At 74.3% G+C, this 20,819-nt stretch carries 3 protein-coding genes; all 3 read left to right on the top strand.

The genetic code is table 11. The annotated features are described in order from the left end of the window. The first annotated feature begins 285 nt into the window (after positions 1–285). Genes ACIP84_RS15785 through ACIP84_RS15795 form a run of 3 tightly spaced genes read left to right on the top strand, consistent with a single transcriptional unit; the run spans position 286 to position 20,794 of the window. Positions 286–1,539 (top strand): aromatic ring-hydroxylating dioxygenase subunit alpha, encoded by a 1,254-nt coding sequence (locus ACIP84_RS15785; protein ID WP_355969987.1) that lies wholly within the window; start codon positions 286–288, stop codon positions 1,537–1,539. Next, entirely contained in the window at positions 1,536–11,174 is a 9,639-nt protein-coding gene (locus tag ACIP84_RS15790; RefSeq protein ID WP_401798257.1) for an amino acid adenylation domain-containing protein, read from the top strand. Before ACIP84_RS15785 ends, ACIP84_RS15790 begins: the two co-directional genes overlap by 4 nt. Continuing rightward, positions 11,171–20,794 (top strand): SDR family NAD(P)-dependent oxidoreductase, encoded by a 9,624-nt coding sequence (locus ACIP84_RS15795; RefSeq protein WP_401798258.1) that lies wholly within the window; start codon positions 11,171–11,173, stop codon positions 20,792–20,794. Before ACIP84_RS15790 ends, ACIP84_RS15795 begins: the two co-directional genes overlap by 4 nt. Positions 20,795–20,819: the final 25 nt, after the last annotated feature.

The following is a 20,819-nucleotide window of genomic DNA, read 5'->3' on the forward strand; positions in this document are numbered from 1 at the left end:
CACCGCCCTCCGGCGTCCCGTCACGGACGATCGCTCCGGTCATCGGTGTCTCCCGAAGACCACGGGGGACACCGATGACCGGCCCGCCCCCTTGCGCCGGGCCCGTCCTGACGACCAGCTCCCGCCCGGGCGATCACCACTCGTTCCCCTTCTTCAGCAGCACCCCAGTCACCCGCCGTCCAGGCGCGCGCGTGGCCCGGTGCGGCCTGTCCGCACAGGCCCCGGACCACCGCAGCGCCGGCACGGCACCACTCCATGCGCTTCGCCTTCGAGGGAGTCCCGCAGATGACGCGTGCGTCCAGCATGTTCGACCTCATCAGTGAGCAGGATGAGGACAGGCCCTACTTCGAGACCGGCGGCATCGGCAGGTCGCACGAGTTCTACACGGGCGAGGAGCAGTTCCGCAGGGAGATGTCCCGCATCTACGGCCGGCGCTGGCTCCCGGTCGACCACGTCTCCCGCCTGAAGGAGAAGGGCGCCTACAGCACCCTCAACATCGGCTCGGGGTCCATCCTGCTCATCCACGGTGACAACGGAATCCAGGGCTACCACAACTACTGCCGGCATCGCGGCTACAAGCTCGTCGAGGAGGCCACCGGCAAGCGCCAGAGCCTCGTCTGCCTGTACCACTGCTGGGTCTACGACCGAAACGGCAAGCTCAAGAGCCTCAACGGCACCTACATGGACCACTTCTTCGACAAGGAGAAGAACGGTCTGCTGCCCGTCCGGACCGAAGTCCGCTTCGGCGTGGTCTTCGTGGCGCTCTCCGACGACGCGCCGGACCTCGACGAGTCCCTTGGTGAGTTCGGCGAGTTCGCCAAGGTCTACGACCTGGCCGACCTGGAGTGCGTCGAGGCCAAGGACTACCCGGTCGCCTCGAACTGGAAGCTCGTCGCGCACAACGTCAACGAGAGCCTTCACTTCCCGACCGCCCACAAGGACCTGCACCGCATCACCGACTTCGACGACGCGGGCACCTACGGCCTCCGGGGCGACATCGTCGGCGCCTGGCAGTCGATCCGTACCGGCTACAACTCCGTCTCCGTGTCAGGACGCAGCGCCCGCACGCCGATGCCGAACGTCCCCGAGGGCGACCTCCAGAAGATCAACTGGATCACCATCCTGCCCAACCTGCTCTTCGGGTTCACGGCCGACTACGTGATGATGCAGTGGGTCTGGCCGGAGAGTCCCGGCACCTGCTTCGTCCGCCACTTCTGGCTGTTCCACCCCACCGAGACCGCCAAGAGCGACTTCTCCCACGAGGACGTCTTCGCGCTGTGGGACAAGGCCAACTACGAGGACTGGGAGATGTGCGAGCGGACTCACCGCGGCCTCTCCAACCCGCTGTGGACCCCCGGCCAGCTCTCCTACGACGAGGAGGTCGTCGCCCAGATCGACGCCTGGGTCGTACGCGAGACCGCCGACGCACCCGAGGCCGAGCGCGCCGGGACCGCCGACGCCCGAGCCGCCTCCGAAGCCTCCACCCCCTCCGCCGCCGAGAACGGCGAGGCCGCCGAACCCGGAAAGGCGGAGCGGTGAGCACGAAGCCCAACTGCTACCTCATCGGCGGCACCCGCGTCCTCACCCAGTGCGCCACCCGGCTCCTCGACGCCGGTGTGACGGTCGAGGGCGTCCTCAGCAACGACCCCGCCGTCGTCGCCTGGGCCGACGCCCACGGCGTCCCCGTGCACGACCCGGCCGGAGACCTCATGGCGCTCCTGTCGGAGCGTCCGTTCGACTACCTGTTCAGCATGGTCAACTTCCGGATCCTGCCCGGAGCCGTCCTCGACCTGCCGAAGATCGCCGCGATCAACTTCCACGACGGCCCGCTGCCGCGCTACTCCGGCAGCCACGTCCCGGCCTGGGCTCTGTACGAGGGCGCACCGCGGCACGCGGCCACCTGGCACCTGATGACCGAGGCCGTCGACGCCGGCGGTGTGCTCCTGGAGCGCTGGTTCCCGGTCCGCGACCACGCCACCGCCCTCTCCCTCACGTACGAGGCGGCTGAGACGGGCATCGAGCTGTTCGCCGACCTCGTCCCGCACGTCGCCCGGCGCACCCTCCCCGAGATCCTGGACACGAGCGGCCGCGAGCGCCGCTTCTACCGCCGGTCCGCGCGCATGGCGGGCGGCGGCGTCATCCACGCCGGCACCACCGCCGCCGAGGCCGCACGGCTCGTCAGGGCCCTGGACCACGGATCCTTCCCCAACCCGCTCGGCGTGCCCGCCCTCGTCACCGAGCAGGGCGCCGTCTACACCCGGCAGGCCCGGCTGATCCCACGCGACGAGACCCGCACCGCGACCACCGTGCTGTCCGTCACCACCACGGCCATCACCCTGGCCGCCCCCGACGCCGATCTCGTCCTGAGCGACTGGCGGGCCGTCGACGGAAGCACGCTCAGCGGCCAGGCCGCCGCCCAGCGGCTCGGCATCGCCCCCGGCGCCGCCCTCCCGGCCGTCTCGGAGGAGCGCCTGGCCGACATCGCCGACGCCCAGAAGCGCCTGCGCCCCCACGAGCCGTGGTGGCGCGCCCGCCTGGAGGACGTGCGGCCGGTGCCGCTGGCCGCCGACGACTTCTCCGCGGCCACCGCCCACTACGGACACTACGAGCTGGCGTACGTCCCCGCCTCACGCGACGAGAGCGTCGCCGTCTTCCGCGCCTTCCTCGCGGCCGTCGCCGAGCGCGCCGGCGACGAGGTCTTCGACTTCGCCTGGTCGCCGTCGGCCGCCCGCGTCCTCGCGGAGCGCACACACGGACTGACCGCCGCCCGCTTCCCCGTCCGCTACGACGGAGGGACCGCCCGCTCCCTGCGGGAGAGGCTCGACGAGGCCGCCGCCCGCCACGGCTACACCGGCGACCTCGAGATCCGCCTCGGCCTGGCCGGACGGCCGCTCGGCGCCGACGAGCCGAGCTTCACCCGTGTCATGGTGCTGGAGCGCGGTCCCGGCGAGGAGGCGTCCGCCGACCCCCACACCGAGATCGCCCTGCTGTGCCTGAGCGACGGCCCGCCCACGATCTTCGTGCGGGAGACCGCCATGGGCGAGGACGAGGCACTGGACTTCGTCGAGCGCGTCGAGGACCTGGCCATGGTGGCGCTGCTCCAGGGCGACGAGCCGTCGACCGAGTCCACCGACTCCGCCCGGCCCACCGACTTCGGCTCCGCCGAGGCCACCGCTCTCGCCGGGGAGCCCACCGAGGACATCACCGAGCCCACCGAGGGCACCACCGAGGGCACCACCGAGGACACCGCCGCGGAGTCCCGCGAGCGGACCGGCGGCCCGACCGCACTGGACCTCTTCGCCGCCGCGGCGGCGAAGCGGCCCGGAGCCGCCGCCGTCCGCGCCGGGAACCGCACGCTCGACTACGCCGGTCTCGACCGCTGGGCGGACGCCGTCGCGGCCCGCCTGCACGACGAGGGCATCGAGCCGGGCTCCGTGGTCGGCGTCCTGCTGGAGCGCGACACCGCACTGCTCCCCGCCATGCTGGGCATCCTGCGGGCCGGCGCGTCCTTCCTGCCCCTGGACCCGGGCTACCCCGTGGACCGGCTGCGGCGGTACGTGGACGTCTCGCGCTGCGAACTCATCCTCACCGACGCACGCACCCACGCACTGGGCGTGTCCCTGGGCCCCGCCCGGCAGGTGCCCGAGTCGGACGGAGCGGCCCAGGCCGTACCCCCGCGCGTGACCGCCGACGACCTGGCGTACACGCTCTTCACCAGCGGCTCGACCGGCGACCCGAAGGGCGTCGAAATCGGCCACGGGGCACTCGCCGACTTCCTCACCGGCATCGGCGGACGCCTGGGCGTCACCGCGGACGACACCGTCCTCGCCCACACCACGGTCGCCTTCGACATCTCCCTCCTGGAACTGCTGCTGCCGCTCACCGTCGGCGCGACGGTCGTCCTCGCCTCCCGCGAGACCGCGGCCGACCCGTACCGGCTGGCCGAGTTGGCGAGCGGGGTCTCCGTGGCCCAGGCCACCCCGAGCCTCTGGCGCCTGCTGCTGGGAACCGGCTGGACCCCGCACGCCGGGCTGACCGTCCTCTCCGGCGGCGAGGCCCTCTCGCCCGCCACCGCCGAGCGGCTGCACGAGCCTGCCCGCGCCCTGTGGAACCTGTACGGCCCGACCGAGGCGACGATCTGGGCCGCGGCCCACCGCGTCGAGTCGGTCGGCACCTTCCTGCCGCTCGGCGAACCCCTGCGGCACATGGAGCTGCACGTCCTGGACGAGGACCTGGATCCGTGCGAGCCCGGGAGCACCGGCGAGCTGTACCTCTCCGGTACCGGGCTGGCCCGCGGCTACGCCGGACGGCCCGACCTGACGCGGGAGGTCTTCGTCGACCACCCCGTCACCGGGACGCGGCTCTACCGCACCGGTGACGAGGTGCGCCTGCACACGACCGGCGCGATCGAGTGGCTCGGCCGGTCCGACGCGCAGGTCAAGGTGCGCGGCCACCGGATCGAGCCCGCCGAGATCGAGCGGATGCTGGAGAGGATCGACGGCATCACGGCCGCCGTCGTCGTCGCGGCGCGGTTCGAGGGCCGCGGCGAACTGAGGCTCACCGCCTACCTGGTGGGCGACGCCGTGCCGGGCAAGTCGCGGCTCGACGCCCTGGTCGGCGCCGCCCTGCCCGCCTACATGGTGCCGGACGCCTACGTGAACCTCGACGTCCTGCCGCTCACCGACAACGGCAAGGTCGCCCGCGCCAAGCTCCCGCTGCCCACGCGCGACACCATCCTGCGCTCCGGTGAAGAGCCGGAGCCCGATGCGGCGCCGACGCCGAGCCCGGAGACGGAGCACCGGACGGCGGCGGCACCGGAGCCCGCGGCGGCCGTGGAGCCGGCCCCCGCGACGACGATCGAGGACACCGCCGTGGCCACCGGGTCCGGCGCGTCGGCCGGGGCAGAGGCGTCCGTCGACTCACCTCTGACGGAAGAGGCGTTGGCGCGGTCCATCGCGCAGGTCTTCGCGGACACGCTGGACCACTCGGGCTTCGACGTCCACGCCAACTTCTTCGACCTGGGCGGCGACTCGGTGAACGTCACCGTCGCCGCCGCGCGCCTGAGCGGCGAGCTGGGCGCCTCCGTCACCGCCCCCGCCATCTTCGCCTCGGGGACTCCGGTGAAGCTGGCCCGCCTCCTGGGCGCCGAGGGGGTCGTGCCCCTGCGCGACCAGGAGACGGGGGCGACGACGGCCGCCGGGACGGCACCGGCATCGGCGTACACGACGGCCGAGACCGCTGCCGAGCTTGCCGCGCCCGCCGCGCCCGAGCCGACCGCACCCGTCACCGCGCCCGCGCCGGCCACACCCGTCACCGCGGTCACGTCGGGGACCCCGGCCACGCCCGTGCCCGCCGCCACCCCGTCCGCCGCCGTGTCCGCGCGGCCGGCCGACGACGGCGCCCTCGCCGTCATCGGCATGGCGTGCCGGTTCCCCGGCGCCAAGACACCGGACGAGCTCTGGCAGAACCTCGTCGGCGGCGTGTCCAGCATCGGCGCCGCCCCCGAGGGCAAGCGCGGCTGGGCCCACCTGTGGTCCGAGGAGGGCGCCGACGACGTGCGGATGGGCTGGGTCGACGGCGTCGAGTACTTCGACGCGGCCCGCTTCGGCCTCACCGACCGCGAGGCGCGCCGCATGGACCCGCTCCAGCGGATGCTGCTCAGCGTCACCTCCGAGGCCATGGAGAGCGCGGGCCGGGACCACACCTCCCTCGGCGCCTCGACCGGCGTCTTCGTCGGTGCCATCGCCAGCGACTTCCCGGAGATCGTCGCCCGGAGCATCGGCCACTCCGACCCGCACGTGGCCACCGGCACGGCCCCTTCCATGGTGGCCAACCGCCTGTCCCACGTCTTCGACTGGTCCGGCCCGAGCTTCGCCGTCGACACGGCCTGCTCGTCGTCCCTCGTCGCCCTCCACGAGGCCGCCCTGCACCTGCGGGCCGGCGAGGTCGACGCAGCCGTGGTGGCCGCTGCCAACCTGGTGCTCACCCCGGCCAAGACCCGCTCCTTCACCCGCAACGGCATGCTCTCCCCGCAGGGCACCTGCCGCGCCTTCGACGACGCCGCCGACGGCTACGTGCGCGGCGAGGGCGCCGGCGCCCTGATCCTCAAGCGGCTCTCCGACGCCGAACGCGACGGGGACCCGGTCCTCGCCGTCATCCGCGGCACCGCCGTCAACCACACCGGCGGCAGCGCGGGCTTCCTCACCGCGCCCAGCAGGCCGGCCCAGGAAGCCGTACTGCGCCGGGCGCTGGCCCGCTCCGGGCGCACCGCCGCCGACATCGGCTACGTCGAGGCGCACGGCACCGGCACCCAGCTCGGCGACCTCATCGAGCTGGAGGCACTCCACGCGGTCCTCGGCGAACCCGCCGGCCGCGCCCCGGTCGCGGTGGGCTCCGTGAAGACCAACCTCGGCCACCTGGAGCCCGCCGCGGGCATCGCCGGCCTCATCAAGACGGTGCTGGCGCTCCAGGCGGCCCACATCCCGCCGTCCCTGAACTACGAGACTCCGAACCGGTCGTTCGACTTCGGCGCCTCACCGCTGTACGTGGCCGACCGGCTCCTCCCGTGGGGCCCCGGCCCGCGCGTCGCGGGCGTCAGCAGCTTCGGCTTCGGCGGTGCGAACGCCCACGTCGTCGTCGAAGCCGCACCGGGCACGGAACAGGGCGGCACGGACTCCGGTCCCCAGCTTCTGGTCCTGTCGGCCGGCTCCGACGACGCGCTGCGCACCCTCGCCCGCCGGCTCGTGCTCATGCTGCGCTCCGCCTACTGCCCCTCTCTGGAGGCCCTGGCCGAGGCGAGCCGACTGCGGCCGGCCGGCGTGCACCGGCTGGCGTGCGTGGCGGACAGCGCCGAACAGCTCCAGGACAAGCTCCAGCTGTTCCTGGCCGGCGTCGAGGAGGTGCGCTCGCTCCACGTGGGGGTCGCGTCCACGGCGGCGCGCCCGCACGACCTGCCCACCGGAACGCCCGCGAGCCGCGGCGAACTCGCGTCCGCCGCAGCGGCGTTCGTCGCGGGCACCGACCTCGCCACCGGGCCGCGCCGCCGGGCGGGGGTGCGCTTCCCGACCGCGCCGCACGCCGAGAAGTACCTGTGGCTCGAACCCGCGCAGCAGCAGGCGCCCCCGCCCGCTCCCGTCCGTACCCGCAGCACGTGGACGGAGCACCCGGAGGCGGCGGAGCACCTCGTCCTCGGCCGCCCCACTCTGCCGGGCGCCGGGTACCCGGCCAAGGTCGCCGACTTCCTCGGCCGGGACCGCTTCGGTCTGCGCGACCTCACCTTCCGGGCGGCCGTCGAGGCCCCCGCGACCCTCACGGCCGCACGCGACGGCGACGCCCTCGCCTTCCGCGACGGCTCCGGCGCCCTGGTGTGCACCGCTACGCTGACCGCGCCCGAGCAGCCGGCACTCGCCGTCCCTCCCGCCGCGCAGCGCTTCACCGAGGTCGGACTCGACGCGATGTACGCCGCGTTCGCCCGCGCCGGGCTGGACTACGGCACCGGCTTCCGCACCGTGGCGTCCCTGTCGGTCGCCCCCGGGGAGGCCGTGGGCGTACTGCGCGGCGACGCCGACGGGACCGTGGACCCTCGGCTCCTGGACGGCGCCTTCCAGATCGCGCTCGCCGCGTGCGGCGCGCAGGGACTGTACGTTCCCTTCACCGTCGAGCGGCTCACCGTCCTCGGCCGGCTTCCCGCCACCGCCCGGGTGTACGCCCGGCGCGACCGGGACGCCGGGCCGGACTCCGGGCTGCTGACCGCAAGCCTGGTCGTCCTCGACGGCGACGAGCCCGTGCTGGAGGCGCGGGGCATCACCTGGAAGCGGTTGTCCTCGGCCCCGTCCGGGCCGGCCGCGGCCGGTGACACCGGCCACGGGCACCGCCCGGCCCCTGCCGCGCCCCCGGCCCCCGTACCGGCTCCGGCTCCGGTGCGAGCCCCGGCCGCGGTGCCCGCGTCCAACGGCCACCTGCCCACCTCCAACGGTCACCTGCCCGGCGGCCTTCCGGGCCGCTCCCTTGAGGCGGCGCTCGCCGACTGGGTGGCCGCCGCCCTGGAGCTGGACGCCGCCGAACTGGAAACCGACCGCCCGCTCCAGGAGCAGGGCCTCGACTCGATGCTCGCGGTCTCCCTGGCCCAGGACATCCGGGCCCGGCTCGGCGTCGACATCCCCGTGACCCTCGTCCTGGAGGTCGGCACGGTCGACCGCCTCGCCGAGGAGCTGCGGGACGAGTACGGCGTCACCGCACCGCCCGCCGACGCGACCGGCGTCCCGGCCGGTGCGGGTGCTGGGGGCGCGGCCGGGCCGGAGGGCTCGGCCGGAACGGGCGGGGAGCCGGCACACCCGCCGGCCCCGGCCCCCGCGCCGAACGGGACCGCTTCGTCGGATCCCGCCGTGCTCGCGGCCGCCCCCACCGCGCCCGCGCCCGCGGTTTCCACTCCCGTCGTGCCCGCGGCTCCCGTCCCCGTCGCTTCCGCGGCTGACGCCGACACGCACGACATCGCCGTCATCGGCATCGACGGGGTGTTCCCCAACGCCGCGAACCTGGACGAGCTGTGGCGCGTCCTGGTGGAGGGCGAGGACTGCCTGACCGAGGTCCCTGCCTCCCGCTGGGACATCGACGCCTACTACGGGACGGACGGCGCCCCCGGCACCGTCTACCTGCGGCGCGCCGGCTTCGTCGACGGCCTCACCGACTTCGACCCCGGTTTCTTCCGGCTCTCGCCCGCCGAGGCCGAGTGGATCGACCCGCAGCAGCGCCACCTCGTCCAGTCCGCCTGGCGCGCCCTGGAGGACGCGGGCCTCGCGGGCAGGCCCCAGCCGTCCACCGGCGTCTTCGTCGGCGCCAGCTACCAGCACTACCGCGACACGGTCGTCGGGGACGTCGTCCAGACACCCGCCGGCCTGGGCAACCACAACGCGATCCTGGCGAACCGGGTGAGTTTCTTCCTGGATCTGCACGGGCCGAGCATGACGATCGACACGCTGTGCTCGTCGTCGTTGGTGGCGATGCACACCGCTGTACGGAGCATCCGCTCGGGGGAGTGCGAGCAGGCCGTCGTCGCCGGCGTGCACCTGGGCATGTCCCCCCAGTACTTCCAGCTCGGCTCCCGCCTCCGCTCCTTCTCCCCGTCCAACGCCCTGCGGCCGTTCGATGCGGGTGCGGATGGGTTCGTGCCGGGGGAGGGGGTGGTGACGGTGGTGTTGAAGCCGTTGCGGGCGGCTCTGCGTGATGGTGACCGGATCCGGGGTGTGGTGAAGGGTTCGGCGGTGAATCACGGGGGTCGTACGAGTGGGTTGACGGTACCGAGCAGTGCTGCGCAGGAGTCGGTGATCTCGGCTGCGTTGGTGGATGCGGGTGTGTCGGTGGAGTCGATCGGTCTGGTGGAGGCGCACGGGACGGGGACGAGTCTGGGTGATCCGATCGAGGTGGAGGGTCTGACGCGTGCGTGGCGGGGTTTGACGGATCGTTCGCAGTTCTGCGCGTTGGGTTCGTTGAAGGGGAATGTGGGTCATCTGGAGCCGGCTGCGGGTTTGGCGGGGTTGGTGAAGGTGTTGTTGTCGATGGAGCGGGGTGTGGTTCCTCCGTCGTTGCATGTGGTGCGGCCGAATGATCACATTCGTTTCGAGGGGACGCCGTTCTTCCTTGCGGATCGGGTGTCGGAGTGGCCGCGTCCGGTGGATGGTCCGCGTCGGGGTGCGGTGAGTGCGTTCGGGATGGGCGGGGTCAACGCCCACGTCATCCTGGAAGAGGCACCTGTCGTTCCCGCGCGTGAGGTGGTGGGGCAGGAGTCGTATCTGGTGCGGGTGGACGCGGCCGATGAGACCTCCGTCCGCGCACTCGCCGACGCCTATGCCGACCGGCTGGCCGAGGTCGACGACGACCGACTGGGCGACTTCGCCTACACCGCCAACACGGGCCGCGCCGAGCACCGCTTCGGTACGGTCGTCACGGGTGGCGACACGGGTGAACTCGCTGTGGCGCTGCGGGACATCGCCTCGGGCGCGTCTCCGGTGGCCCGTCGAAGCGGTCGGAAGTCGGCCCCGGTGGTGTTCATGTTCACCGGCCAGGGCTCGCAGTACGCGGGCATGGGCCAGGGCCTGTACAGGACCGAGCCCGTGTTCCGGGCGGCACTCGACGAGTGCGCCTCCCTGCTCGCCGGCCACCTCGACGTACCGCTGACGGACCTGCTGTTCGGCACGTCGGCACACCTCCTCGACTCGACGCGATTTGCGCAGGTGGGGATCGTGTCGGTGCAGGTGGCGTTGGTGCGGTGGCTGGAGTCGTTGGGTGTGCGTCCGGATGTGGTGGTCGGACACAGTCTGGGTGAGTTGAGCGCGGGTTGGGCCGCGGGTGTGGTGGGTCTGGGAGATCTGCTGCGTCTGGCGGTGGTGCGTGGCCGGTTGATGGAGTCGCAGCCCGGTGAGGGTGCGATGGCCGCGGTCCATGGCGACGCGGCTGCTGTCGTGGAAGCGCTGAAGGCGTTCCCGGGGGTTGAGGTTGCGGCGTTCAACTCGCCTCGTGTGGTGACGGTTTCGGGTCCGGTGGATGCGGTGGCGCGGTTCCGTGCGGAGTCGGGTCTGCGGTCGCAGCCGCTGGTGGTGAGTCATGCGTTCCACTCCGCGCTGATGGAGGGGGCGGTGGCTCCGTTCGCCGAGGTGGTGTCGGGTGTCGAGTGGTCGGCTCCGCGGGTGGCGTTCGCGTCCACGGTGTCGGGCGGCTGGCACACGCCGGAGTCCGTGAAGGACGCGGGCCTGTGGGCGCGGGGCATTCGTGAGCCGGTGCGGTTCTCGGATGCTGTCGGGCTGGTGTCGGGTGTGGGTGCGGGTGTGGTCTGGGAGATCGGTGCGCAGCCGCAGTTGACGTCGTTGGCGCGTGCGTCGTGGTCGGGCGATGAGCCGTTGTGGTTGTCGACGCTGCGTCGTGACCGGGTGGACCAGGCCGAGGTGTACGCGGCTGTGGCGTCGTACGCGGGTTCGGGTTCGGGAACGGTGGACTGGGCGGGTGTGCATGCCGGCAAGGGCCACCGCACGATGACCCTGCCCACGTACCCCTTCAACCGACAGGACCTGGTGGCGCCCCCGGCCCGCGGTGAACGCGTCACGCGCACCGCAGCTGCCGCCCCCGCCGTGGGACACCCGCTGTTCGACCGTCACTACGAGCACCGGAGCGAGGGACAGTGACGCACACGCCAGAGACGTACGAGAAGGCGTTCACGGGCCAGGAGCCCCTCATCGCCCAGCACCGCGCCGCGGGGACCGGACTTCTCCCCGCAGCCGTGCAGTTGGAGATGGCGCTCGTGGGTGTCGCCCGGCGCCGACCGTTCGCCCCGTTGGAACTCACCGGGGTGTCGTTCCTCCGCCCCCTCGCGGTCGCCGACCAGGGCACCGCGCCGGTCCGGCTCGACGTGACCCCCGGCCCCGACCGGACCCGCTTCGAGCTGACCACCCTCGTGGCCGGCACCCGCAAGCAGCTGTCCACCGGCGCCGGACGGTTCCTCCCGGCGGACACGGCACGGCCCGCCCGCACCGCGGCGGACCACGAGCCCGCCGGCGCGCGTGACATCGCCCCGGAGCGGCTCTACGCCGGATGGGAGCGCGAGGGCCTCCAGTACGGCCCCGACTTCCGCACCGTCCGCGCGCTCTCCGTCGCCGACGCCGGAACGGCCCGTGCCACCCTGCGGTCCGACGCCGAGCCGATGCCCTGGTACGCACACCCGCTGCTGGTGGACGGCGTCTTCCAGGTCGTCAGCTGCGCCCTTCAGGATCTTACGGGCACGGACGGCCCATACCCCATGCTGCCGATCGGCGTGGAGCGGCTCGCCCTCTTCACCGACCTGTCGACGGCGACGGACGGAGTCACCGTCCACGTCCGCCGCACCAGTGACGACGGCGCCTACGCCACCGCCGACGCGCTGCTCCGTAGCCCCTCCGGCGACGTCCTCGCCGAGTTCCAGGGCGTACGGATGCGGCGCACCACCACCGTGACGCGCACACCCGCGACGGCGACCGGCGCGACGGACTCCGCGGCCTCCACCGCGGTCTCCTCCGTGGCACGGACGTCCGGCAGCGCCGCGGGGCGGCGGGACCCGCTGCCCGTCTCCCGTATCGACTGGCACCCTGAGGCGGGCGACCCCGCCCGCCGCGAACCGGCGACCGGCACCTGGGTGGTCCTCCACCACGGTCCGGCCGACCGGCTCGGCACCGGCGCCGCCGAAGCCCTGCGGGCCGACGGCGCGCGCGTCGTGGAGGTCGCCGCCGGACCGGCAGCGCCCCCGAGCGACGCCCCCGACCCCGACCGGCTGACGCTGGACCGGCCCGACCAGGAGACGTTCCGGCGGCTCTGGGAGGAGATCGGCGACCCCGTCGCGGGCGTGGTCCACCTGTGGAACGCCGACGGCCCTGCCGACGGCCGCCGGGGCGAGGAGGAGGAACTGGGCCTCGGCCTGTACGCCTGCCTCGCCGCCCTGCGGACCCTCGGCGAGCGGCAGCGCAAGTCCCGCTTCCTCGTCGTGACCCGCGACGGCCAGCCCGTCGCCGCCGGCGACCGGCCGGTGCCCGCCCGCGCCGCCCTGTGGGGCCTCGTGCGCACCGCCGCCATCGAGTACCCAGGGCTGCGCCCGCGGATCGTCGACCTCGGCGGCGACCCCGGCACGCTGCTTCCCGCCCTCCTGGCGGAACTCGGCGACGCCCGGGGGCCCGTCGAGACCGGCTACCGCGGCGACGTCAGGCACGTGCCCGTCCGGGTGCGCGACCGCTCGGCGTACACCCCGCCGCGCCCCGCCGGGCAGGGCCCCATCCGGGCCGGCGGTCGCTACCTCGTCCTCGGCGGCCACGGCGGCCTCGGTCTCGAGGTGGCCGAACGGTTCGCCCGCGAGGGCGCCGGCGTCGTCGCGCTGGTCTCCCGCTCCGGCGGGAATCCCGGCTCCGACGAGCGGGCCGCCGCCATCACCGCCCACGGCTGCCAGGTCGTCTCGTACACCGCGGACATCACCGCCTCCGGCGCCCTGACGACCCTGGTCGAGCGGATGCGGCGGGAGCATGGCGACGTGCACGGGGTCGTCCACGCCGCGGGCACCCTCAAGGACGGGCTGATCCGCAGCGCCACCGCCGAGGACGTCGCGGCGGTGATGCGTCCCAAGGCCGACGGGGTCCGCGAGCTGGCCGCCGCCGTGACCGGCGGCGATCTCGACTTCGCGGTGCTGTTCGCCTCCGTCTCCGGCACGTTCGGCAACCTCGGGCAGGGCGGCTACGCCGCCGCCAACGCCTACCTCGACGGCTACGCCCACGCGCACGGAGCGCCGTGGCTCAGCGTCGACTGGGGCCTGTGGGGCGAGGTCGGCATGGGCACCGCCGTCGCGGACCAGCTCCGGGCGCGCGGCGTCCGACCGCTGACCACCGCTGAGGGCCTGGACGCCCTCATCGCCGTCCTGGGAGCGGAGCAGTCCGTCCGGCAGCTCGTCATCGCCCACCCGGACGCCGGCACCGAGATCGTCGAGCTGGAGGACCGGGACGGTCAGGAGGGTCAGGAGGAACGGGAGGGCCAGGAGGGCGAGGACGGCCGAGCCGCCTCCGCCGCCGCCTCTGCCGAGACCGCCGGCGCCGCATCCCTCGCTCCCGGTCACACGGAGCGCGCTGACAGCTCCGGTGGGACCTCAGGGGACGCCGTGGAGCGTGTCGCCGACGCGCTGGCGGAGTTCCTCGTGGAACGGCTGGGAATCGCGTCCCTCGACCGCGAGGCGCTCCTGTCGGACTACGGCATGAGCTCGATCATGAGCGTCGAGCTGTCCGAGGAGTTGTCCCGCCGGTGGGGTGTCAGCCTCCCGGCCACGCTCTTCCTTGAGTACGGGGCCTTCGACGAACTGGCGGAGGCGCTGACCGAGCGCTACGGCGCGGCGGCGGCGCTGCCGGAGCCGGCCAGGGGCGACGCCGCCCGTGCCGCCGACACCGAGGCAGCCGCCGGCGAGCCCGCCCAGCCTGCCGAGCCCGCTCTCTCCGAGGGCGCGGCCGGTTCCGCGACCCCTACCGCCTCCGCCGTCTCGACCGTCTCCGCCCCCGCCGCCGCTCCGCAGCGCCCCCGGCGTTCGGCGGCGCGTGGACGCGACCTGGACGTCGCCGTCGTCGCCGTGTCCGGCGACCTCCCCGGCGCGCCCGGCGGCGTGGCGGACCTGTGGCCGCTGGTACGTGCGGGAGGCCACGCCTTCACCGACATACCCGCCGAACGCTGGGACGTCGACGCCCACTTCGAGCAGCGCGGGCCCCGCATGACAGGCACGTACTGCCGCAAGGGCGCCTTCCTCACCGACACCGACCGGTTCGACCCGGCCTTCTTCGGCATCTCGGTGCGCGAGGCCGAGGAGATGGACGTCCAGCAGAAGCTGCTCCTTGAGCACGCCTGGGCGGTCCGGGACGACGCCGGCCTCGCCGGCCGCCGCGACATCGGCGTCTTCGTCGGCGCCACCTACACCCACCACCGCGACACGCGAGGGCTGGAGACCGTGGGCCCGCACACCGCGCTCGGCTCCATGAACGCGGTGCTCGCCAACCGGATCTCGTACGCCCTCGACCTCACCGGCCCCTCGCAGACCGTCGACACCCTCTGCTCGTCCTCGCTCGTCGCCCTCCAGCAGGCGGTCGCCGCGCTCCGCGCCGGCCACTGCGGCGCCGCGATCGTGGCGGCCTGCCAGGTCGGCCTGACGCCCTGGTACTACCGCAGCCTCAGCCAGCTCGGCGCCCTGTCGGAGGGCCTGCCGAAGCCCTTCGACGAGCACGCGGACGGTTTCCTCCCCGGTGAGGGGGCCCTCGCCGTCCTGCTGAAGCCGCTCGCGGACGCGGAGCGCGACGGCGACCTCATCTGGGGTGTCGTCCGGGGTACGGCCGTCAACCACGGCGGGCGCGGCAGCGCCCTGCCCGTGCCCCGCAGCGAGGCGCAGGCCGCCGTCGTCCGCGCGGCGTTGGACGACGCCGGGCTCGCCCCGGCCGACATCTCCCTCATCGAGACCCACGGCACCGCGACCCGGCTCGGCGACCCCATCGAACTCGCCGCCCTCACCGAGGTGTTCGGCGGGGACCCCGACCGCCAAGGACCGTGCCACCTCGGCGCCGTCAAGGGCAACATCGGGCACCTGGAGCCCGCCGCCGGACTCGCCGGACTCGTCAAGGCCCTGCTGTGCCTGCGGCACGGGGAGATCCCCCCGGTCGCCGGGTTCGACAAGCCCAGCAGTCACCTCGACCTGTCCTCCGGGCCGTTCGAGATCCCGACCGAGCCCCGCCCGTGGGCCTCCGCCGGGCCGCGGCGCTTCGGTGTCAGCTCCTTCGGCATGGGCGGCACCAACGCCCACATCGTCGTCGAGGAGTACGTAGGGGACCAGCGCGCCGGCGAGACCGGCGGACCGGCCGTCGAGGCCGCCCACGAGGACGGCGCCACCGGCGAGCACCTGCTGGTCCTCTCCGGTCACACCCCGGAGGCCCTGTTGCGGCGCATCGCGGACACGCGGGCGGCGCTACGCGGGGAGACCGCCTCCGGCTTGCGGGAACTGTGCCGCTCCAGCGCCGTCGGACGCGACCACCGGGCGCACCGGATCGCCGTGCTCGGAAACACCGCCTGGGAGATCGGCGCCGGACTGGACCACGCCCTGCGACTCGCGGACTGGGCACCCGGCTCCGTCGTGCGCGGCTCCGTCGTGGTGGAGACCGCCTCGGCCGGGCTCGGCGTCCTCGCCCTCCGCCACGTCGGAGGCGCGGCCGTCGACTGGGCGTCCGTGTACCCGCACCCGGCGGTACGCCGCCGTCCGCTGCCGCCGTACCCGTTCGGCGCGGCACCGGCGGCACCCGTGGCACCGGCGTCACCCGTGGCATCGGCGGCAGCCATGGCACCGGCGGCACCCGTGGCGCCGGCGGCAGTCGCGGCTCCCGCCCCCCTCGTCCCCTCGGACGCGTCGGCCGGAGCCCCGGCCGCTGCCCGGGGCGAGGACGTGGTCGAGGCCGTGCGTAGGCTCTCGCGTGCCCACCGCGTACTCGGCGAGGAGACCGTGCCCGGCGCCGTGCCCCTCGCGCTGGGGCTGCGGGCGGCCGGTGAACTGCGCGCCATCGCGTTCACGGGCCGGGGGAGCGGCCCGCACGCGCTGACCACCGACCTGGACGAGCCGGGCCGCACGGGTCCGGCCGCCTTCCGGCACGCCGGCCGCACGATCGCCCGGCTCACCACCGCCGCCGCGCAGGCCGGGCCCGCGCCCGCCGCCCGGGACCTGGACGCCCTGCGCGCGGAGCTGGGCCGCGACCTGGAACCCGCGGGCCTCTACGCCTGGTTCGCCGCCAAGGGCATGGAACTGACCGGCTCGCTCCGGTCGATCACCGAGGTCCACTACGGACCCCGCCGGGTCCTGGCCCGCGTCGGCATCCAGGCCGGGAGCCCCCTGGAGGCCGAGGCGGCGGCGCTCGACGCCGCCCTCCAGGCCATGGCCGTGCTCACGCTCGCCGACCCCGAGGCCCCGACCGGCACCTTCCTGCCGGTCGCCATCGAAGGCGCCGCGCGCTGGGGCGACCCCGCGCGCACCGCGTTCGTACTCCTTGACGGCGCCGAGGCCGGGGCCGACGGCGTACGGCGCGGCGACGTCGACCTGTTGGCGGACGACGGCCGGGTCCTGGTCCGCCTCGAAGGCATCGAGTACCGCACGGTGGCGGGGGACAGCACGGGTACCCGCGGCAAGGTCGATACCACAGCCTTCGGTACCACCGCCGACACCGCCGACACCGCCGACACCGCCGGTACGGTCGGAGGCGAGGGCAGGGGCGCGGACACGTCCGGCCCCGCGCCCCGCTCGGCACGGCTGGCGGCGGCCGAGGCGGCCGTCGTCGAGGTGGTGCGGGCGGCCCTGCACGACCCCCGGATCACCGCGACCACGTCGCTGTCCGCCGTCGGCATCGACTCCATGCTCGCGACGGCCGTCGCCGCCGACCTGGACGAGCGGTACGGGGTGCCGCTCAGCCCGACGGACGTCCTGGACGCCGCCGACTGCCGCACCCTCTCCGCCCACGTCGCCGAACTGGCCCCGGACGACGCCTTCGTGCGGTCCGAGGCCGAGACGGCACCCGCAGCGGAAGCGGCGACGGGGGCCGGCGGCAAGGCCACCGGCCAGGCCCCTCACCGGGCCTCCGGCCGAGCCGCCGACCCGGCCGCGCTCTACGGCCCCGACCCCGGCGAGGCGGCCTCCGCCGACGACGTGGCCGTGATCGGGATGGCCGTTGCCCTGCCCGGCGCCACGGACCCGGAGCAACTGTGGGACGTGCTGGCCGAGTCCGGCGACCGAGTCGGCCCCGCTCCCGCGAGCCGCTGGGGCCGGTACGCCGACGGGCGGGAGCCGGACGTGGGCGGTTTCCTCGACGGCGTCGAGGAGTTCGACGCACGGTTCTTCGACTTCTTCCCCAAGCAGGCCGAGGCGCTCGACCCGCAGGCCCGCTGGCTGCTTCGTACCACCTGGGAGGCGCTGGAGTCGGCAGGCCTGCCGCCGCGCGGACTGTCGCCCGCAACGGGCGTGTTCGTCGGGGCCAGCTACCAGCACTACAAGGACTACAACCTGGCCCCGGAGCTGGACGCCCCTGCCGGCCTGGGCAACCACAACGCCTTCCTGGCGAACCGGGTGAGTTTCTTCCTGGATCTGCACGGGCCGAGCATGACGATCGACACGTTGTGCTCGTCGTCGTTGGTGGCGTTGCACACGGCGGTGCGGAGCATCCGCTCGGGGGAGTGCGAGCAGGCCGTCGTCGCCGGCGTCAGGGTCGCCATGTCCCCGCTGCACTACGTCGCCATGCGGAACCTGCGCGCCCTGTCCCCCTCCGGACACTCGCGGCCGTTCGATGCGGGTGCGGATGGGTTCGTGCCGGGGGAGGGGGTGGTGACGGTGGTGTTGAAGCCGTTGCGGGCGGCTCTGCGTGATGGTGACCGGATCCGGGGTGTGGTGAAGGGTTCGGCGGTGAATCACGGGGGTCGTACGAGTGGTTTGACGGTGCCGAGCAGTGCTGCGCAGGAGTCGGTGATCTCGGCTGCGTTGGTGGATGCGGGTGTGTCGGTGGAGTCGATCGGTCTGGTGGAGGCGCATGGGACGGGGACGAGTCTGGGTGATCCGATCGAGGTGGAGGGCCTGACGCGTGCGTGGCGGGGTTTGACGGACCGTTCGCAGTTCTGTGCGTTGGGTTCGTTGAAGGGGAATGTGGGTCATCTGGAGCCGGCTGCGGGTTTGGCGGGGTTGGTGAAGGTGTTGTTGTCGATGGAGCGGGGTGTGGTTCCTCCGTCGTTGCATGTGGTGCGGCCGAACGATCACATTCGTTTCGAGGGGACGCCGTTCTTCCTTGCGGATCGGGTGTCGGAGTGGCCGCGTCCGGTGGATGGTCCGCGTCGTGGTGCGGTGAGTGCGTTCGGGATGGGCGGGGTGAACGCTCATGTGATCCTGGAAGAGGCGCCCGAGGTCCCGGTCAGGGACGTGCCCGCCCCGGAGTCGTTCGTGGTCCGCGTCACCGGTGCGGACGAGACGGCCGTGCGGAAGCTGGCCGCCGCGTACGCCGCTCGCTTCGACACGGCGCGCGACACCGCCGAGACAGCCGACCTGTGCCACACGGCCAACACCGGCCGCTCCCCGCTGGAGTACCAGACCGCCGTGCACGGACGATCGGCGGCGGACCTCGCGGCGGCACTCCGCTCGGTCGCGGACGGGACACACCCCGTCGCCCGCGTCGACATCGACCTCACCGCCGACGCGGCGGCGGCCCTGAGCGGGACGACCGCCGCCCCCGGCCACCCGGTCCACGCGGCGGAGCTGGCCACCGCCGGGTACGCGCACATCGACTGGCCCGGGCTGTCCCCCGCGGGAGCACGCGTCACGGATCTGCCCACCTACCCGTTCGCCGGGTCCCCGTTCTGGCGCGGCCCCGAGGAGGCCGACCACACCGGGCATGACGGGACCCCGGCGCGGGACGGGCGGCCGGGCACACCGGCCGTACGCGTCCAGTGGCGCGCCCGCGACCTGCCCCGGGCCCACTCGACCGGACCGGCGACGGTGAGCGTGGCCGCAGCAGACCCCGCCCTCGGGCAGGCTCTGACCGGGCTCCTGCGGGACCGGGGCGTGACCGTCGTCGCGCCCGGCACGCCGGCCGACGCCGCGGTCGTGGTCGGAGCCCGGGACACCCGGCACGCGGACCCGACCGAACTCGCTTCCCTCTGGGCCGAGTTGGGCGACCTGATGAGGACGCTGCCGCAGCGGGCCGGGGTCCTCTGGGCCTCGTTCGGCGGGACGGGCCTGCACTCCGCCTCCGCCGACCGGAGCGGTCACGGGCCGCAGGGCACGTACGGCGCGCAGGGCGGCGACGCCGGTCCGGACCCGGTCCGGGCCGCGGCCGCCATGGCCGTCCGGGCCGCGGGCGCGGAAGGGCGCCGGCCCACCGCCGTCGTCCACCTGGACCCCGCCGATCCGGTCGCCGACCAGGCCGCCCACCTTGCCGCCGAGCTCGCCGCACTGGTGTCCGGCGCCCCGGAGGCCGACGCCGCCGACGCGGGGACCACCGTCGCCGCCTACAAGCAGGGCGCCCGGTACGTGCCGGAGACCGCGCCCGCCCGGCCCGGCCCTCCCTACTTCCTCCCGGCCGAGGGCTACTGCCTGGTCACCGGGGGACTCGGAGCCGTCGGGCTGCGACTGACCGAACGCCTCATCGCGCGGGGAGCCCGGCGCGTCGCCGTCGTCGGCCGGTCGGCCCTCGACGCCACCCGCGCGCAGGCGCTGCGCGAGTTGGCGGGCGGCGGCGCCGAGGTCGAGTACATGCCCTGCGACGTCTCCGACCCGACGGCCCTCGCCGCCGTCGCGGACCGGCTCGGCCGGCGCTGGGGCCGGCTGGTCGGTGTCGTGCACGCCTCCGGCGGGGTCAACTCCTTCGGGGCGATGCACCGCCGCTCCTGGAGCGACGCCGAGAAGGTGCTCGCGCCCAAGGTGGCCGGCTCGCTGCACGTCGTCCGCCTGGCCAAGGATCAGCGCGCCGACTTCGCCGTCCTCGTCTCATCGATCGCCGGCACCCAGGCCCTGGCAGGCCGCGGTCTGGTCGACTACAGCCTCGCCAACGCCTTCCAACTGGCGCTCGCCGAGCGGGAGGACGACGAGGTCACCGCGGTCACCGCGCACGCCTGGCCGAACTGGACGGGCATCGGGATGAAGGCCGACGACACCTTCTCCGCCGCGTACTCGGTCGGCGCCGAGGAAGCGCTCGACGCCTTCTTCGACCACATGCGGTCGGGCGGCGCCGTCGTCTTCCCCGGCACCGCGTCCGCCCCGGCGGATACGGTGGGCACGACCACCGCCGCACCCGCACCCACCACCCCGGCCACTCCGGTGGTACCGGCCGCGCCGGTCGCCCCGGCCGCCCGTGCCGACGGCCCCGCCGGGGCCGGGCCGGAGCCGGCGGGCACGCGGCGGGACACCACCGCGATGCGTGCCCGCGTCCGGGACGCCTTCCTCCAGGTACTGGGGGAGGACCCCGGCGACCGGCCCCTCCAGGGGCTCGGCCTCGACTCCCTGATGATCGCGGAACTGGCCACCGCTCTCGAACGGGGCGGCCTGACCGTCGACCCGTCGCTCCTGATGCGGGCCCGTACGGCCGACGACATCGCGGCCGAACTCGCCGACCTGGCCGCACCCGCCGGCATCCCGGCACTTCCGGCCGCCGCCGTGCCCGACCACACCGGGGCCGCCGACTCCACCCTCAGCGCGCTGCTGCGCCCCCTGCTCGACCACGACGCCGGGCGCGGGGTGGTCCAGGCATGACCGGCGAGCCGAACGAAAGGACAAC

This window comes from Streptomyces sp. NPDC088707 (genome assembly GCF_044752725.1).
Taxonomy (GTDB): Bacteria; Actinomycetota; Actinomycetes; order Streptomycetales; family Streptomycetaceae; genus Streptomyces.